Source organism: Streptomyces sp. NPDC037054 (genome assembly GCF_055606745.1).
In genome coordinates, this window is the sequence record NZ_JBVJSJ010000019.1 from 44955 (window position 1) to 62307 (window position 17353).

Here is a 17353-nt window from a genome sequence, read left to right on the forward strand (position 1 = left end):
GCTGAGTCCAGAACCCCGCGTGCGTCGACCGGAGAAGGTGAGTGCGATGCGCGTACTGCTCAAGGCGTCCATGGACACCGAGAAGGCCAACGAGGCCATCAGGAACGGCACCCTGGGGAAGTTGATCCAGGAGTCGTTGGAGCAGATCAAGCCCGAGGCGGCGTACTTCACGTCCGAGCGCGGCAAGCGGACCGCCTACATCGTCTTCGACATGCAGGACAGCTCGCAGATGCCGGTCATCAGTGAGCCGTTCTTCCTCCAGCTCAACGCCGAGATCACCTACACGCCGGTGATGAACGTCGACGACGTGAAGAAGGGCCTGGCCGAACTCGGGCGCTGAGGCGCCGGCGGGCCGGGCGGCTCAGCTGAACACGATCATCGAACCCTGCGCCAGGCTGCGCGTCGCCGCGGCGTGCAGGCCCAGCCAGACGTGGCGTTCCCGGGAGAAGGGGCTGGGGTCGTACGGTGCCGGGATGGCCGGTTCCTCCAACTCCGTGGGCGACATGGGCGGTTCGGGCGCGGCCGGTGGGTTGGCCGGGTCGATGCCGATGGCCGCGGCCACCAGCTCCAGCTCCCTGAGCAGTGCCTGGGACGAGCCCAACGGGCCGCCGCCGGCGAGGAGTTCGTCGTTGGACAGCGGGTGCGGGAAGTCGACCGGGACGTAGGTGCCCGCGTGGTCGTAGTGCCAGACCAGGTGGGACTGCTGGGCCGTGGACTCGAACATCTCCAGCAACTGCTCGTAGTCGCCGCCCAGTTCGTCCACGGGGGTGACCGGCAGCCCGCACACCTGGAGCAGGTAGGCGCGGCGCAGGAAGTGCAGCGCGTCGTAGTCGAAGCCGGCCACCGGGGCGACGTCGCCGGACAGGCCCGGCATGTACTGGTACACCGGCACCGGCGGGAGTCCGGCCTCGGCCAGCACCTTGTTGTATTGCGCGAGTTCCTCGGCGAAGGGGTTGTCCGGCGTGTGGCACAACACGTCGACGAGCGGTACCAGCCACAGGTCACAGGCCAAAGAGGGCTCCTCGCTAGCGCACAGCACGTGGGCGGGCGGTCGGACCACGGGTCGGGCGGACGCGTGGTCATGGCAGCGTAATCGGTGCGGGCCGACGTCGGTCACCCGCGCGCTCGGCTTCCTCGCGCGGGGCGGGTTCCCCCGTGCCCGTTCCTTACCCGCCCGGCCGTCGCTGACGCCGCCGGGCGGCAGGAAGCGCGGTGCGCGGGGTCGGGCGGTCACTGCCCGGGGCCGTCCGGCGCCTCCGACGCGGCGTCCGCGTCCTGCTGCTGGAGCAGCTCGATCATGCCGAAGGCGTGCCGGTTGTACGACTCGACGATGGCGTACGCCTCCTTGGTGTCGAGGCGGGCCAGCGCGTCCACCAGGTCGGCGTGACCGGACCACAGCCGGCCGCGCAGGTCGGTCACCCGGCGCAGGTGCTGCACGGTGCACACCCAGGTCTGCACGCGCAGCCGGTGCAGGAAGTCCCCGAGGTAGGGGTTGCCGAACAGGATGCCGAGCTCGCGCCAGAACCGCAGGTCGTAGCCGACGAGCACGGTCAGGTCACCGGCGAGGGCGGCCCGCTGCGCCTCCTCGCCGCGGCGCTTGACGACGCTGATCGCCTCGACCATGGCGGGCACCGCCGCGGCGTCCAGGTCGGTGCGCGCGGCCATGGCGCGGAAGATGCCCTCGGTGACGAGGCTGCGGGCCTCCAGCATGGCGCGCAGGTCCTGGGGCGAGTGCTGCGGCACCCGGAACCCGCGGTGCTGGTCGGCCTCCAGCAGGCCCTGCGCCGACAGGTCGACGAGCGCTTCGCGGACCGGCGTGGCGGAGACGCCGTACTGCTCGGCGATCTCCTTGACCGTGAACTCCTGCCCGGGTTTCAGCCGTCCCGCCAGCACCTCGTCGCGGAGCGCGTCGGCGATCTGCTGCCGCAGAGTGCTGCGCGTGACGCCGCCGGGGCCGCTGCTGCCGGACATGGTCGGGGATCTCCTCGTCGCGTTCGGTGGCGTGCGCGGATCCGGGGCGTGTTCCACGGCCGGGCGGGCGACGCCATGGGTGGGACACGCCTGTCCGCGATGATGCTCACATCGTGTCGCCCCGCGTGCGGCCCGCGCCCGCCTCGTGCAGGTTCGCGCATGCCTTCGAGCACGCCACCTTACGCGTTCGGCTCCCCCTTGCGGCCGGCCGCGTGACGCCCGACACCCGGGCGGAGCCGGACGGTCACGCCCTGGTCACCGTGTGTACGTGTCGGCCACCGTCAGGGCCGCGTCCAGCGCCGCGAAGCCCTCCTTCAGCTCGGCCTCCGTGACGTTGCACGGCGGGACCACGTGCGTGCGGTTCATGTTGACGAACGGCCACAGGCCCTCGGCCTTCGCGGCGGCGCCGAACGCCGCCATCGCCGCGTTCGCCTCCCCCGTCGCGTTGTACGGCACCAGCGGCTCGCGCGTCTCGCGGTCGCGCACCAGGTCCAGCGCCCAGAACATGCCGGCGCCGCGCACCTCGCCCACGCTCGGGTGCCGCTCCGCCAGCGCGCGCAGCGCGGGGCCGACCACGTCGGTGCCCAGCCGGGCCGCGTTCTCGACCACGCCCTCCTCGGCCATCACGTTGATCGTCGCGACGGCCGCCGCGCAGGCCAGCGGGTGCCCGGAGTACGTCAGGCCGCCCGGGTAGGGCCGCTTCGCGAACGTCTCGGCGATCTCCCCGGAGATGGCCACGCCGCCGAGCGGCACGTAGCCGGAGTTGACGCCCTTGGCGAAGGTCATCAGGTCCGGCACGACACCGAACAGGTCGGCCGCGAACCACGTGCCGGTCCGCCCGAACCCGGCCATCACCTCGTCGAGTACGAAGACGATGCCGTACTTGTCGCAGATCTCGCGGACCCCGGCCAGATAGCCCGGCGGCGGCACCATGATCCCGGCGGTGCCCGGGATGGTCTCCAGCACGATCGCGGCGACGGTCGACGGGCCCTCGAAGGCGATCGTCGTCTCCAGGTGCTCCAGGGCCCGCGCGCACTCCTGCTCCTCGGTCTCGGCGTAGAAGCGCGAGCGGTACAGGAACGGCGCCCAGAAGTGCACGACACCGGCCGAGCCGCTGTCGGAGGCCCAGCGGCGGGGGTCGCCGGTGAGGTTCACGGCCTGCTGGGTGCCGCCGTGGTAGCTGCGGTACGCCGAGAGCACCTTCGGGCGGCCCGTGTGCAGCCGGGCCATGCGCACCGCGTGCTCGACGGCGTCCGCGCCGCCGTTGGTGAAGAAGATCTTGTCCAGGTCGCCGGGCGTGCGCTCGGCGATCAGCCGGGCCGCCTCGGAGCGGGCCTCGACGGCGAACGCGGGCGCGAACGTCGTCATCCGCGCGGCCTGCTCCTGGATCGCGGCGACGACCTTGGGGTGCTGGTAGCCGATGTTCGTGAAGACGAGGCCGCTGGTGAAGTCGAGGTACCGCTTGCCGTCGTAGTCCCAGAAGTACGAGCCCTCCGCGCCGGCGACGGCGAGCGGGTCGATGAGTTCCTGGGCGGACCAGGAGTGGAACACGTGCGCGCGGTCCGCGGCCTTCACGGCGGCGCCGGCCTCGGGGCGGGGCTGAGGGGTCATGCGGCCGAGCGTAGATGTCCGCCGGACGCGGACGGTATGGGCGTCCTGTCTGCGGTGCGGGGGTTTCCGCGACAGGTTGTCGACACGGGCGGCCGGGTGCGGCCGGGGAGGGCCCGGGGGCACGGACAGCGTGCCGCGTAAGGCCTTGACAGTGTGCTGCATAAATGACAGCTTTCTGTCATACGCAACGGCGTGAGGAGAAGCCATGAACAGCAGCACTCCCGGCACCGCCCGCAAGCCCGTCCACCTCGCGGTCTACGACACCCTCGCCGACTGGGAGACCGGCCACGCCACCGCGCACCTGGCCCGCGCCGGCCACCCGGTCCGGACCGTCGGCCCGAGCACCGACCCCGTCACCAGCATCGGCGGGCTGCGCGTCCTGCCCGACCTCGCCCTGGACGACGTGCGCCCCGAGGACAGCTCCCTGCTGATCCTGCCGGGCGCCGACCTCTGGGACACGGGCGACGACCTGGCGCCCTTCGCCCGCAAGGCCCGCGCCTTCCTCGACGCCGGCGTCCCCGTCGCCGCGATCTGCGGCGCCACCGCCGGACTCGCCCGCGAGGGCCTGCTCGACGACCGCCGGCACACCGGCGCGGTCTCGTTCTACCTCGCCGCCACCGGCTACGCGGGCGGCGCGCACTACGTGGAGGCAGACGCCGTCACCGACGGCACGCTGATCACCGCCGGACCCACCGAGCCGGTCGCCTTCGCCCGCGAGATCCTCCGCCTTCTCGGCGTGTACGACGGCGAACTGCTCGACGCCTGGTACCGGCTGTTCCACGACTCCGACCCGGAGGCCTACGCGGTGCTGGCCGAGGCGGGTGCGGCGTGAGCCCCGAACGCCGGGAACTCCAGGACCTGTTCAGTCGCAGCGCCCTCGGGGTGTTCCGGCTGAACGGGCAGGTCCTCGCGGTCGCCGAGGAGTTGGCCCGGCCCGCCGGGCTGACCGCCGCCTGGTGGCAGGTGCTGGGCGCGGTCCTCCGGGAGCCGCTGTCGGTGTCCGGGATCGCGCGCGCCATGGGCATCACCCGGCAGAGCGTGCAGCGCGTCGCCGACCTGCTGGTCGACAAGGGCCTCGCCGAGTACCGGCCCAACCCCGCCCACCGCCGCGCCAAGCTCCTCGTGCCGACCGACGCCGGGCGCGCCGCGGTCGGCCGCATCGACCCCGGGCACGCCGCGTACGCCGCCCGTCTCGCGGATGCCCTCGGCGAGGCGGAACTGGCAAGGACGGTCGAGGTGTTGGAACGGCTGTCCGAGGTGCTGGACGACCTCGGACCCCCTGTTGCCGAACCGTAGACGGCGTCCGCCTCACACCGCCCCGGACCGGCACTATCCTCGGCCTGTTGCTCGTGTGGGGGAAGGCGGCGGGTTGATGGAGAAGCTCGGGCCGGGGGATCCGCAGGTGATCGGTGCCTACCGGTTGCTGGGGCGGCTCGGCGCAGGGGGCATGGGGCACGTCTACCTCGCCCGGTCGGACCGCGGGCGCACCGTGGCCGTGAAGCTCGTGCGCGCGGAACTGTCCCGGCAGGAGGAGTTCCGCGCGCGGTTCCGGCAGGAGGTACGGGCCGCCCGGCAGGTCGGCGGGTTCTGGACCGCGCCGGTGCTCGACGCGGACACGGAGGCGACGGTGCCGTGGGTGGCCACCGGGTACGTCGCCGGGCCGAGCCTCCAGCAGATCGTCGGCCACGACCACGGGGCGCTGCCGGAACGCTCGGTGCGCACCCTCGCCGCCGGGCTCGCGCACGCGCTGAAGGACATCCACGCCGCCGGGATCGTCCACCGCGACCTCAAGCCCTCCAACGTGCTCGTGACCATCGACGGGCCGCGCGTCATCGACTTCGGGATAGCGCGGGCGCTGGAGACCGTCACCGACGGGGGACTGACCCGGGCCGGCGCGGTCGTCGGCTCGCCGGGCTTCATGGCGCCCGAGCAGGTGCGCGGCGACCGGATCACACCGGCGTGCGACGTCTTCTGTCTCGGCTCGGTGCTCGCCTACGCCGCCACCGGCAGGCTGCCCTTCGGCTCGGCCGACAGCGGTGTGCACGCGCTGATGTTCCGCATCGCCCAGGAGGAGCCCGACCTGGAGGGCGTGCCCGAGGGCATCGCCGACCTGGTCCGCGACTGCCTCAAGAAGGACCCGGGCGCCCGGCCGACGCCGGCCCGTGTCCTGGAGCGCACGGGAGCGGAGGACACGGTGTCCGGCGGCCGCTCCCGCGACCCGTGGCTCCCGGCCTCCCTGGTCGCCCAACTGGGGCGGCACGCGGTGAGCCTGCTGGACACGGAGGACCCGACGGCCCCGGCCTCCGCACCGACCCCCGCCTCCGCACCGACCCCGGCCTCCGCTCCGGCCCCGGTCTCCGCTCCGGCCCCGGCACGGGCTGCGACGCCGGGGGCCGCGACGCCGAGGGCTGCCATGCCGGCGGGTGCGGGTGCGGGTGCCGTGGCGGGGGCGGCCGCCGTCGCGCCGGGCGGGACCGCCGACCCGGACGGCTCCGCCGCGCCCACGGTGCCCGCGCAGCCGGCCGCTCGCGGGGACGACGCCCGTGCGGGGGCTTCGGGCCCTTCGGGGGCTGAGGGCCCTCCGGGAGCCGCGGGCGCTTCGGCGGCTTCGGCTGCCTCGGGCCCCGGTGGTGCGCCGGGCGGTCGGGATTCGCTCGCCTCGGGCCCCGGTGGCGTGGCGGACGGTCGGGATTCGCTCGCCTCGGGCCCCGGTGGTGTGGCGGGCGGTCCGGATTCGCTGAACAACCTGCCCACGCTCGTCGCCGGCCGGCAGGCCCACACGCCTCCGCCGACGCCGGGCACCCCCCGGCCCACACCCACACCCGCACCCGCCCCGGCCGCCGGGCCGCCGACCCCGACCTCCACGCCGATACCGAGCCCGGGCACCCGGCCGGCCGCCCCCGGCGGCCCCGCCACCCCACCTCCGCCGTACGCCGCGCAGCCCCAGCCGTACGGCACGCCGTCCCCGGCGTACGGCACAGTGCCCCAGCCGTACGGCGCGCCGTACGCCACCCAGCCCCCGCCCTACGCCACGCCCCCGCAAGGCAGCCCGCCCCACCACCCCTACGGCCACCCGGCCGCAGGCATCCCGACCCACCTCCACGACCCGCACCCCCCGCAGAACCCACCGCACGGCGGCGGGCGTTCCACCGTGCTGCTCGTCGTCATCGCGCTGGTCGTCGCGCTCGCCGCCGGCGGGTCCGTGTACGCGCTGATGAACCGCGGGGACGACCGGACCGGCGCCGGCCCCGGACCCGGCCCGACCGTCGGTGACGAGCGCGAGTCCGCCGACCCCGGCTCGTCCGGGCCGGGTTCCGACCCCGCCACCGGCTCCCCCTCCCCGTCGGCCGACGGCGCGATTCCCACCGGATACCTCGGCACCTGGACCACCGCCATCGACAACGCGTCCGGGCGGCACCCCCGGCGGCTGACCATCCAGCAGGGCGAGGTGGGCGACACCGTCCTGACCCTTGTCGCCGAGGGGCCCGTCGACGGCGGCGGCGACTACCGGTGCGTGTTCGTCGCCGAGTTGAGCGAGAAGCCCGGCGCCGACGGGGCCCTGGCCATCGGCCCGTCCACCGTGCGCAGCGGACAGCCCGCCACCGCGTGCTCCCCGGGCGCCGCCACCGAGGTCACGCTGCGGCAGGACGGCGCGCTGGAGCGCTTCAACTCCAGCAGCGGGGAGCGGCTCGTCTACCGCCGGGAGTGACCAAGTGGCCGTGGACACAAGGCCGTTGAACGCCGGAAGAACTTCCGGCGACGTGTCCTGATCGCGTGCCCCCGCGGCCGTACGGTGATCGCCCTGTCGGACTCCGGGAAGTGGCGGGGGCACCCACGATGGAGTGGCTGAGCGCGGAGAACCTCGTGGCCGTGGCGACGGCGTTGCTCGGCATCGTCGCCTCGGGCGTCATGGTCTGGTACGAGCGCCGGGTCCCGCGCCGCAAACGCGTCGGCTCGGCCGGGACGCCAACTCCGGTACGCGTCAGGTCTTCCAGCGTCGCGTGCTCGGCGGCAGCGAGATCGCCAACACCTCCGTCGACTGCCGCCACAAGGACTACCCTGCCTCACCGGTCGTCCGCTGCGAACTCGACTCCACCCAGCAGGTGCTGAACACCGTCGCCGACATCCCCGGGGCCGTCGGCTACAGCGAGTTCAACGCCGCCCAGGACGCCCGCGGCCTGCACCTCGTGCGGCTCGACGGCCAGGATCCGTCCGTGGACGCCATCGAGGACGGCACCAGCGACTACCCGTACCGCGAGCTGGAGTACGCCTACACGTACGGACGGCCGCCCGCCGACTCCCTCGTCTCCAGCTTCCTGACCTACCTCGGCCGGGGCAACGGCCAGGACATCATCCGCACCCACGGCCATCTGCCGTGCTGGACCTCGGAGGGCCTGCGGCTGTGCGCCGGGCCCTGACGACGCCCGGGCCGTCGTCCGGTCACGGGGCGCACGGGGGCCCCTGCTCGTCGCTCGACACGCCCTCGTCGTAGGCGCCGCACACCAGCACGGCCTGCGGCCGGTCGCCGAGTTGGCGCAGGATCACCAGCGTCTTGTCGACGGGCGGGGCGTTGCCGCCCTTGCCGTAGGCGATGTGCCCGGTGGCGCCGTTGAAGGCGAGTCCGCCGCTGAGCGCGATCAGCACCGAACGCCGGTCGACCTCCTCGTCGAGCAGCCACGCCCGGGCCACCGCCTGCGACAGGACGTGGAAGGCGTCGTAGGACACCGCCGAGTGGCCGTCCTGCCGCCACGGGTCGGTGCCGCGCGTCGTGTTCTCCACGAACTCGTCGTACGCGGCCACGAACTGCTTGGTCTTGACGGTGGCGAACTCGCTGGTGACGGGCAGCCGGTGCGCCGAGTAGTACAGCCTGAGCCAGTTCTTGTTGGCGAAGACGCCGGTCTGCGCCACGTTGGTCAGCTCGTTCCCGCCGAGCACCGTGATCGGGTGATCGAGACAGGTCCCGTTGGTGTCCATGGCCGTGACGAACGCGGTGAAGTCCTTGGCCCGCGCCGACCAGTACACGACGGAGTCCGGCTTCTCGGCGAGCGCCAGGCAGAGCTGCTCGGCGAGCACGTTGGCGCTGGACAGGTTGGGCGCGCCGCCCGGCGGTTCCGGGTCGAAGTCGCCGTCCTGGTTGAAGTTGAAGATCTGCGTGGTGCCGGGGAAGGCCGCCACGAACCGTCCGGCGAGGCTGCGGCTGTAGAGGTCGGCGGAGGACTCGATCACGACGGCGTGCCCGGCGGAGGTGCAGCGGTCGCCGTCGTCGCGCCGGGCGATGATGGGCGAACTGCTCGCGAAGTCCGCCTCGATGCGCGCCTCTCGCCCGTTGTCCGGGGTGAACGGCCAGTAGCTGAGGCTGGCGTCCCCGGCGAGCATCTCGTTGGCCGTGGCGGTGGTGCCGACGGTGGGGATGCGGGCCGCGCCGAGCACCTCCAGCGCGGCCCGCGTCTCCTCGCGGCTCTGCGCGTACGCGAGGACGCCGACGACCTTCTCGTGGTCGGGCCCGGAGTCCTCGGCGCGGACCTCGGCGACCAGCTTCCGGGCCTCGGGCACCGCGTCGCGGTACGCCTCCCCGGTGGGCCGCACGTCGACGCGCAGCGGTACGAGGTTCTCGTCGGAGGAGGCGTCGCCGTTCAGCTTCTGCTGCCACATGGCGATGCCGCGCAGCTCCGGGATCGTCCCGTCGAAGCGTGCCTCGTCCTCGGTGCGCGGCCGGCTGGAGACGAAGACGACGACGGTGCGCACGGCGCGGCCCTGACGGGCGTAGTCCTCGGCACGCCGGTTCTGCTCGCCGATGGCCCGCAGCGCGGCGTCGTACCAGCCCTTGGAGTCCAGGGGCACGGGCTCGGTGCGGGCCTCGGGGGCGACGGACACGCTGCCGCCGAGGCAGGCGCGGTCGTCGCCGCCCCGGCGGTCGACGACGAAGACGGCCGTCGCCGTGAGGGCGAGCGCGGCGGTGGCGGCGAGGAGCGACGTCGTGGTGCGCCAGCCGGTGCGGAACGTCTTGCGCGGCCTGACCCGTTCGACGGGCAGACCCGGCCGGGTCAGGGACGCCGCGGGGAAGGTCGCCATGACGGGCGTGCCGTCCTGCGCGCCGAGCGCGGAGGCGGCCTGCGGGAAGGTGCACTCGCGCGGCTGGAGTTCGGCGATCAGCGCGGCGGACGGGCTGCCGACGGCGACGACGAGCGGCCCCGGGCGCGGGGCGGTGTCGCGCAGCTCGTGCAGGACGCGCAGGAAGCGCTCGGCGCGCGGGGCGCCGTCGGCGCCGTCCGGCGGCACCTCGACGAGCAGCACGGGCCGGGCGGTGCGGCGGCGCCGCTTGGGCAGGCGCCGGCCGGCCTTCGGGGTGGCGAGGTCCTCCAGCAGCGCGCGCAGCAGCAGCTTCTCCAGGGAGTGGAGGGCCTCCTCGTGGCGCTGCCCGCCGGGTGCGCCGCGCAGCCGGGGCGCCTGGGTGGCGGCGACGTGCGCCATCACCTCGTACAGGTCCCGGCGGCCGCCGGCCTCCCGCATGGCGCCGAGCCAGCGCCGCATCACCTTCCGCGAGGTCCACGCGGTCCAGATCCGGCGCGGCAGGTAGTAGGTGAAGGAGAGCCAGAAGACCTTGAACAGCCAGTCCCGCACACCGCCGCCGTCGGGTGTCAGATCGGTCGAGGCGGGGCGCGGCAGGTGCCCGATCAGGCCGCGCCGTTCCCGCTGCCGGCTGTCGTAGGCGTGCCGGCGCAGTTCCTCGGCGCGTCCGCCGGCCGGCTGTCCGGGGTTGGTCCGGATGTGGGTGACGAGCGACAGGACCGCGTTGAAGTGCGGGTACCGGTCGGGTGTCATGCGGCGCGGCGTGCCGTCCGCGAGCGCCACGCCGGCCGCCTCGGTGAGCAGCACGGGCTCGGTGTCGGCGTGCACGAGGGCGTACGGGACGAGCTTGCCGCGGTCGTCCAGGGGCCGGTGCAGCGCCGCCAGGACGCGGGCGGTGCCGCTCGCGTACGTGCTGCCCTCGGCGTCGATGCGGAAGAGGATCAGGGGTGGCCGGGTGGCCAGCCGGGCGGGGTCGGAGGGTGCGACCGCGGTCGGGTACTCGCCGACGAAGAGGTCCGCCCTGGCGTTCTCCGGGTCGGGAAAGAGCTCGTCGGAATCGCTCCGAAATGGCGTCATGCGCAAGGCCCCCGTTGCCAACTGCCGTCGCCGTGTTGGGAATTGGAGAGGGTACGCGTCGGGTGGCCCGGTCACAACGGGTATGTGCGCGTTCCTCGAAGCGTGACGACGGCCCGGGGCCCGTGCCCTCGCGCCGACGGGGTCAGCGCGGCTCGGGCGGGCGCTGCCGGGGCATGTTCGGGCGGGCGGCGGCCCCCGGCGGCAGCGGGAAGCGGCCGTTCGGCGCGCCCGGCTCGGGCCGGGAGCCGCCGGGCGCGACCGCCTGGATGCCGAGCGGCGCGGCGCCGGTGCGGAACTCCACCATCCAGTCGGCGGTCTCGGCGCGCACCAGCTCCGTCACGTCCTCCGAGAAGCGCCGCAGCACGCCCAGGCACCGCTCGGCGGCCTCCCCGGCGGTGCCCTCCGTCGGCCCGAGGACCTCCCGCACGCACTCGGAGGCCCAGTCGAACTGGAGCGCCTGGAGCCGCCGCTGTACCGCCTGGGCGGTCGCGACGTCCCTTATCCAGCCGGACGTCACCCCGAAGAACCGGTCGGTGGCCACGCACGCCGCCGCCAGCAGCAGCGCCAGGTATCCCCAGGGGGCGGCGCCGCCCAGGACTCCGGTCAGGTCCAGCAGGGGCAGCGCGGCCCCGGTGACCGCGCCGGCGGCGGCACCGCAGCGCAGGGTCCGCGCCCCGCGCCGCTTCCACACCCGGTCGGCGAGGTACCAGGCCGCCGTGTCCAGCGCGCCGCGTTCCACCCACCGGTACAGCTCGTCCAGTCGCTGGGCGGGTTCCTCCCAGTCGCCGAGCGGAAAGGGCCGGCCCGTGAGGTCGCCCGGCCGCACGCGGGCGGCGCCCTCGCCCCGGCCGTCCTGTGGCGGACCCTCGGGCTGCATCTCCGGCTGACCCACCCGGCACTCCCTACTGATCACGGTGCGTGACGCTCTGTGGAGCTGCTGTGACACCTGATGCCGTTGCGACGGCCCCCTTCCTACCGCCCAATGGGTGGCGATGAGGCGGGTTTCGCTGCCTTTCCGCCCGGAAGTGGCGCTTGATCAGGTATGGGAGTCGGATGCGCATCACTCGAAAGAGTGGCGGGGCATCGCCCGTGGTGACCACGTAGGCTCGTGCCGAACGGAAAAGCGCGGAAATCCCGTGTCGTACGTGCCCCGAAGAGGAGCTGATCGTGATCCCCGGTGGTGGCCAGCCCAACATGCAGCAACTGCTCCAGCAGGCCCAGAAGATGCAGCAGGACCTGCAGCGGGCGCAGGAGGAACTGGCGCAGACGGAGGTCGACGGGCAGGCGGGCGGCGGCCTGGTGCAGGCGACCGTCACCGGCTCCGGCGAACTGCGGGCGCTGAGGATCGACCCGAAGGCGGTGGACCCGGACGACACCGAGACCCTCGCCGACCTGGTCGTCGCGGCCGTCCACGCGGCCAACGAGAACGCGCAGGCGCTCCAGCAGCAGAAGCTCGGCCCGCTGGCCCAGGGCCTGGGCGGCGGCGGCATCCCGGGCCTGCCCTTCTGAGAGCGGTCCCGCCGCCTTTCTCGGACAGCCCCGGCCAACTAGCGTATGTACTGAAGGAACCCCAGGAAGGGCGGCAGTCCGTTGTACGAAGGCGTGGTCCAGGACCTCATCGACGAGCTCGGGCGGCTGCCCGGCGTCGGTCCCAAGAGCGCGCAGCGGATCGCCTTCCACGTCCTCCAGGCGGAACCGACGGACGTACGGCGCCTCGCGCACGCCCTGATGGAGGTCAAGGCGAAGGTCCGCTTCTGCGCGACCTGCGGCAACGTCGCGCAGGAGGAGCTGTGCGGCATCTGCCGCGACAGCCGCCGCGACCCCTCCGTCATCTGCATCGTCGAGGAACCCAAGGACGTCGTGGCGATCGAGCGCACCCGGGAGTTCCGGGGCCACTACCACGTCCTGGGCGGCGCGATCAGCCCCATCGACGGCGTCGGCCCCGACGACCTGCGCATCCGGGAACTGCTGGCCCGCCTGGCGGACGGCACGGTCACCGAGCTGATCCTGGCCACGGACCCGAATCTGGAGGGCGAGGCCACGGCCACGTACCTCGCCCGCATGATCAAGCCCATGGGCCTCAAGGTCACCCGCCTGGCCAGCGGCCTCCCGGTGGGCGGCGACCTGGAATACGCGGACGAGGTCACGCTCGGCCGCGCCTTCGAGGGGAGACGACTCCTAGATGTCTGACGCCACGCTGCACGCGACCAGCCACGACCCGGACGACTTCGCGGTCCAGATCGCGGATCAAGTGGAGAGCTTCCTCGTAGCGGTCACCGAGGTGGCCAAGGGCGACGAGCCGGAATCGGCCATCCCCTTCCTCCTCCTGGAGGTCTCCCAGCTGCTCCTGGCGGGCGGCCGTCTCGGCGCGCACGAGGACATCGTGCCGGACGAGCGCTACGAGCCCGACCTGGGCCCGGAGCCGGACGTGGACGAGCTGCGCGAGAACCTCGCCCGTCTGCTGGAGCCCATCGACATCTACTCGGAGGTCTTCGACCCCTACGAGCCGCGCAAGGCACCGGTGCCGGCCCGGATCTCCGACGACCTGACCGACGTCATCACCGACCTGCGCCACGGCATGGCCCACTACAAGGCCGGCCGCACCACGGAGGCGCTGTGGTGGTGGCAGTTCTCGTACTTCTCCAACTGGGGCTCGACGGCCTCGGCGACCCTGCGGGCCCTGCAGTCCGTGGTCGCCCACGTCCGTCTCAACCAGCCCCTGGAGGAGCTGGACGGCCTGGACACCGACCAGGACCTCGGCGACGAGGCCCTGGAGCGCGAGGCGGGCCGCGTGATGGCGGAGGAGATCGCGGGACCGCTGGGCCTGCGCACCGTCAAGTAGCGGCGTGACCCCTCGCGTGGCGGCGTGACCCCTCGCGTGGCGGCGGGATCCTTCGCGTGGCGGCGTGACCTGGCCCACTTTCCGGAGTGCGCGGCGTCGGGTGGGGCATGTGCCCTTCCGGAGCGGCCCGGGAACAGCCGGGTGATCATGTCGTGAGCGGGACATCTCACGATGTGGTATCACCCGGGGTGTTCCCGGGCGCTCGTTAAACTGAGCCGACCGCAGTGCGAATGCGTACGTGCGGACAGAGACGGACTGAGCGAGGAGCGCACGTGGGCCTTGTCGTGCAGAAGTACGGAGGCTCCTCCGTAGCCGATGCCGAAGGCATCAAGCGCGTCGCCAAGCGGATCGTGGAAGCCAAGAAGAACGGCAACCAGGTGGTTGCCGTGGTCTCCGCGATGGGCGACACGACGGACGAGCTGATCGATCTCGCCGAGCAGGTTTCCCCGATCCCTGCCGGGCGCGAGCTCGACATGCTGCTGACCGCCGGAGAGCGTATCTCCATGGCGCTGCTGGCCATGGCGATCAAAAACCTGGGCCACGAGGCCCAGTCGTTCACGGGCAGCCAGGCAGGTGTCATCACCGACTCGGTCCACAACAAAGCGCGGATCATCGATGTGACGCCGGGCCGCATCCGGGCCTCGGTGGACGAGGGCAACATCGCCATCGTCGCCGGCTTCCAGGGCGTCAGCCAGGACAGCAAGGACATCACCACGCTGGGCCGCGGCGGCTCCGACACCACGGCGGTCGCGCTGGCCGCCGCCCTCGACGCCGAGGTCTGCGAGATCTACACGGACGTCGACGGCGTGTTCACCGCCGACCCGCGCGTGGTGAAGAAGGCCCGCAAGATCGACTGGATCTCGTTCGAGGACATGCTCGAACTGGCGGCCTCCGGGTCCAAGGTGCTGCTCCACCGCTGCGTGGAGTACGCCCGCCGGTACAACATCCCGATCCACGTCCGCTCCTCCTTCAGCGGGCTGCAGGGCACGTGGGTCAGCAGCGAGCCGATCAACCAAGGGGACAAGCACGTGGAGCAGGCCATCATCTCCGGTGTCGCGCACGACACCTCCGAGGCCAAGGTCACGGTCGTCGGCGTGCCGGACAAGCCGGGCGAGGCGGCCGCGATCTTCCGCACGATCGCCGACGCCGAGATCAACATCGACATGGTCGTGCAGAACGTGTCCGCCGCCTCCACGGGCCTCACGGACATCTCCTTCACGCTGCCCAAGACCGAGGGCCGCAAGGCCATCGACGCGCTGGAGAAGAACCGCGCGGGCATCGGCTTCGAGTCGCTGCGCTACGACGACCAGATCGGCAAGATCTCCCTCGTCGGCGCCGGCATGAAGACGAACCCCGGCGTCACCGCCGACTTCTTCACCGCGCTGTCCGACGCCGGTGTGAACATCGAGCTGATCTCGACCTCCGAGATCCGCATCTCGGTCGTCACGCGCAAGGACGACGTCGCCGAGGCCGTCCGCGCCGTCCACACCGCTTTCGGTCTGGACTCCGACAGCGACGAGGCCGTCGTCTACGGAGGCACCGGCCGCTGATGGAGCGGTCCGGACGGCGACCGACGCTCGCGGTCGTGGGCGCGACCGGGGCCGTCGGCGCCGTCATGCTCCAGATCCTGTCCCAGCACGCCGACATCTGGGGCGAGATCCGCCTGGTCGCCTCGCCGCGCTCGGCCGGCCGCAAGCTGGCCGTGCGGGGCGAGGAGACCGAGGTCGTCGCGCTCACCGAGGACGCCTTCGACGGGGTCGACGTCGCCATGTTCGACGTGCCCGACGAGGTCGCCGCGCACTGGGCGCCGATCGCCGCCGCCAAGGGCGTGGTGGTGGTCGACAACTCCGGCGCGTTCCGGATGGACCCGGACGTGCCCCTCGTCGTGCCCGAGGTCAATCCGCACGCCGTGCGCAACAGGCCGCGCGGGATCGTCGCCAACCCCAACTGCACGACGCTGTCCATGATCGTCGCGCTGGGCGCGCTGCACGCCGAGTTCGGGCTGCGCGAGCTGGTGGTCTCCTCGTACCAGGCGGTGAGCGGGGCCGGGCGGGCCGGCGTGGATACGCTGCGGCAGCAGCTCTCCCTGGTCGCCGGCACGGAACTGGGGACCAGTCCGGGCGACGTGCGGCGGGCCGTCGGGGACAACACCGGGCCCTTTCCGGAGCCCGTCGCGCTGAACGTCGTGCCGTGGGTCGGGTCCCCGGTCGAGGACGGCTGGTCCTCGGAGGAGATGAAGATCCGCAACGAGTCCCGCAAGATCCTCGGCCTGCCCCGGCTCCCTGTCGCCGTCACCTGCGTACGGGTTCCGGTGATCACCACGCACTCGTTGACCGTGCACGCCCGCTTCGAGGGCGAGGTCACCGTGGACCGGGCCCGCGAGATCATCGCGACGGCTCCCGGCGTCGTGCTTTTCGACAACCCTGCCGCGGGCGAGTTCCCCACGCCCGCCGACGTGGTCGGCACCGATCCGACGTGGGTGGGCCGGGTCCGGCGGGCCCTCGACGACCCCACCGCGCTCGAACTCTTCGTCTGCGGCGACAACCTCCGCAAGGGCGCCGCGCTCAACACCGCGCAGATCGCGGAGCTGGTGGCGGCCGAATTCTCCTGAGCACCCGGCCGTATTCTCCTGAGTACCCGGCCGTTTCTTCCGCCCCGCACGGGGGTCGGCAGGAAAACCAGAAGCACCGGCGGAAAACGTTTGTAGGATCTGTGCACAAGATGTGAGCCGGTCGATGATCCGGACCCCTTGTACGCGGCACCTTCGGCATCCGAGGATTTCCTCCCCGCCCTCCGCAACCACGCGGAGGGCGGGGAGCGTCTTTGCGGTCGTCCTGGGCGGGGCGAGGGGCGCGTTCGGCGCGGCGTGGGGACGCCGCGCGGCGGACGTGGGGACGTCCGATTCTTATGGGACACAGGGGAAGAGCGGGACGCATGAGGGCATTCGATGCAGCGTCGGTTGTGCAGCCTGCCGGCAGAGCGCGGTCTGCCGTGCCGATCGGCGGGAACGTGACGGCCGGCACGTACAACCCTCTTGGGGGTCGGCGTGTCCAACAGGCGTGGCAGAGGTACTCGACTTCTCAGTGGCGGCGTCCCGCGGCACGGCTCTCCGGCCGCCCCGGCGATCCCGCGTCACCGGTGCGCCCGGTGGCATGCCGGTGATCGCGCCGATGCCCGCAGCGCGGCCCGCCCGCATTCCGAGCCAGCGTGACGGGGCCGAGGACGTCGCGGCCGCCGGCACGACCGTCGATCACCTCACCGAGACGTACCGCACGCACTATCGTTCGCTGCTCGGTCTCGCCGCGCTCCTCCTCGACGACACGGCCTCGTGCGAGGACGTCGTCCAGGAGGCCTTCATCCGGGTCCACTCCGCGCGCAAGCGCGTCCGCGACCCCGAGAAGACGCTCGCGTACCTGCGCCAGACGGTCGTGAACCTCTCCCGCTCGGCGCTGCGCCGGCGCATCCTCGGTCTGAAGCTGCTGTCGAAGCCGATGCCCGACATGGCCAGCGCGGAGGAGGGTGCCTACGACCAGCTGGAGCGCGACTCGCTGATCAAGGCGATGAAGGGCCTCCAGCGCCGCCAGCGCGAGGTGCTCGTCCTGCGCTACTTCGCGGACATGACGGAGGCGCAGGTCGCCGAGACCCTCGGAATTTCGCTGGGCTCGGTGAAGGCGTACGGTTCACGCGGCATCGCGGCGCTCCGGGTGGCCATGGAGGCACCGGCATGAGCGACGGCCACGACGCGCGGGGAGAGCCGCGGGAGCGGCACGAGCCGACGCGGCT

Annotated in this window: 15 protein-coding genes and 1 pseudogene; 11 read left to right on the forward strand and 5 right to left on the reverse strand. The window is 72.8% G+C overall.

The window, feature by feature from the left end; all coding sequences use genetic code 11:
* Positions 1-46: 46 nt before the first annotated feature.
* Positions 47-340 (forward strand): hypothetical protein, encoded by a 294-nt coding sequence (locus ACZ7D7_RS32585; RefSeq protein ID WP_470829047.1) that lies wholly within the window; start codon positions 47-49, stop codon positions 338-340.
* A gap of 21 nt (positions 341-361) precedes the next feature.
* Here the strand turns inward: ACZ7D7_RS32585 and ACZ7D7_RS32590 are convergent, their stop codons facing one another.
* From ACZ7D7_RS32590 to ACZ7D7_RS32600, 3 genes are all read right to left on the reverse strand, one after another.
* Positions 362-1012 (reverse strand): hypothetical protein, encoded by a 651-nt coding sequence (locus tag ACZ7D7_RS32590; RefSeq protein ID WP_470829048.1) that lies wholly within the window; start codon positions 1010-1012, stop codon positions 362-364.
* A 218-nt stretch (positions 1013-1230) separates the two neighbouring features.
* On the reverse strand, positions 1231-1971 hold the full coding sequence (locus ACZ7D7_RS32595) for a GntR family transcriptional regulator (protein WP_470829049.1): 741 nt from the start codon (positions 1969-1971) through the stop codon (positions 1231-1233).
* A gap of 255 nt (positions 1972-2226) precedes the next feature.
* A complete protein-coding gene (locus ACZ7D7_RS32600) occupies positions 2227-3582 on the reverse strand; it encodes an aminotransferase class III-fold pyridoxal phosphate-dependent enzyme (protein ID WP_470829051.1) in 1356 nt (451 codons plus the stop codon).
* A gap of 205 nt (positions 3583-3787) precedes the next feature.
* Here ACZ7D7_RS32600 and ACZ7D7_RS32605 point away from each other — a divergent pair, with 205 nt between their 5' ends.
* The 4 genes and pseudogenes from ACZ7D7_RS32605 to ACZ7D7_RS32620 all read left to right on the forward strand — a co-directional run.
* Positions 3788-4414, forward strand: coding sequence for a type 1 glutamine amidotransferase family protein (locus tag ACZ7D7_RS32605; RefSeq protein ID WP_470829052.1), 627 nt, complete (start codon positions 3788-3790; stop codon positions 4412-4414).
* On the forward strand, positions 4411-4878 hold the full coding sequence (locus tag ACZ7D7_RS32610) for a MarR family winged helix-turn-helix transcriptional regulator (protein ID WP_470829054.1): 468 nt from the start codon (positions 4411-4413) through the stop codon (positions 4876-4878). Before ACZ7D7_RS32605 ends, ACZ7D7_RS32610 begins: the two co-directional genes overlap by 4 nt.
* A 76-nt stretch (positions 4879-4954) precedes the next feature.
* Positions 4955-7291, forward strand: a complete 2337-nt coding sequence (locus tag ACZ7D7_RS32615; protein WP_470829056.1) for a protein kinase domain-containing protein — start codon at positions 4955-4957, stop codon at positions 7289-7291.
* 244 nt (positions 7292-7535) lie between these two features.
* Positions 7536-8000: pseudogene (locus tag ACZ7D7_RS32620) on the forward strand (type 2 periplasmic-binding domain-containing protein); the annotation flags it as partial.
* A 22-nt stretch (positions 8001-8022) separates the two neighbouring features.
* On the opposite strand, the gene ACZ7D7_RS32625 reads toward ACZ7D7_RS32620, so the two are convergent.
* Together ACZ7D7_RS32625 and ACZ7D7_RS32630 are read right to left on the reverse strand one after the other, a co-directional pair.
* Positions 8023-10728 carry a type 1 periplasmic-binding domain-containing protein gene (locus ACZ7D7_RS32625; RefSeq protein ID WP_470829058.1) on the reverse strand — a complete coding sequence of 902 codons (2706 nt, stop codon included), beginning with the start codon at positions 10726-10728 and terminating at the stop codon, positions 8023-8025.
* Positions 10729-10870: 142 nt separating this feature from the next.
* Positions 10871-11620 carry an SLATT domain-containing protein gene (locus tag ACZ7D7_RS32630; protein ID WP_470829060.1) on the reverse strand — a complete coding sequence of 250 codons (750 nt, stop codon included), beginning with the start codon at positions 11618-11620 and terminating at the stop codon, positions 10871-10873.
* A gap of 275 nt (positions 11621-11895) precedes the next feature.
* On the opposite strand from ACZ7D7_RS32630, the gene ACZ7D7_RS32635 reads away from it, so the two are divergent.
* From ACZ7D7_RS32635 to ACZ7D7_RS32660, 6 genes are all read left to right on the forward strand, one after another.
* The gene (locus tag ACZ7D7_RS32635; RefSeq protein ID WP_470829061.1) at positions 11896-12237 is read left to right on the forward strand and encodes a YbaB/EbfC family nucleoid-associated protein; all 342 of its coding nucleotides are present in this window, start codon (positions 11896-11898) and stop codon (positions 12235-12237) included.
* Between the two features lie 81 nt (positions 12238-12318).
* On the forward strand, positions 12319-12918 hold the full coding sequence (recR, locus tag ACZ7D7_RS32640) for a recombination mediator RecR (protein ID WP_470829063.1): 600 nt from the start codon (positions 12319-12321) through the stop codon (positions 12916-12918).
* Positions 12911-13570 (forward strand): DUF5063 domain-containing protein, encoded by a 660-nt coding sequence (locus ACZ7D7_RS32645; RefSeq protein WP_470829064.1) that lies wholly within the window; start codon positions 12911-12913, stop codon positions 13568-13570. Before recR ends, ACZ7D7_RS32645 begins: the two co-directional genes overlap by 8 nt.
* A 272-nt stretch (positions 13571-13842) precedes the next feature.
* Complete coding sequence (locus tag ACZ7D7_RS32650) at positions 13843-15120, forward strand: aspartate kinase (protein WP_470829066.1); 1278 nt, start codon at positions 13843-13845, stop codon at positions 15118-15120.
* Entirely contained in the window at positions 15120-16181 is a 1062-nt protein-coding gene (locus ACZ7D7_RS32655; protein WP_470829068.1) for an aspartate-semialdehyde dehydrogenase, read from the forward strand. Before ACZ7D7_RS32650 ends, ACZ7D7_RS32655 begins: the two co-directional genes overlap by 1 nt.
* 448 nt (positions 16182-16629) lie before the next feature.
* Entirely contained in the window at positions 16630-17298 is a 669-nt protein-coding gene (locus ACZ7D7_RS32660) for a SigE family RNA polymerase sigma factor (RefSeq protein ID WP_470829070.1), read from the forward strand.
* Positions 17299-17353 lie beyond the last annotated feature (55 nt).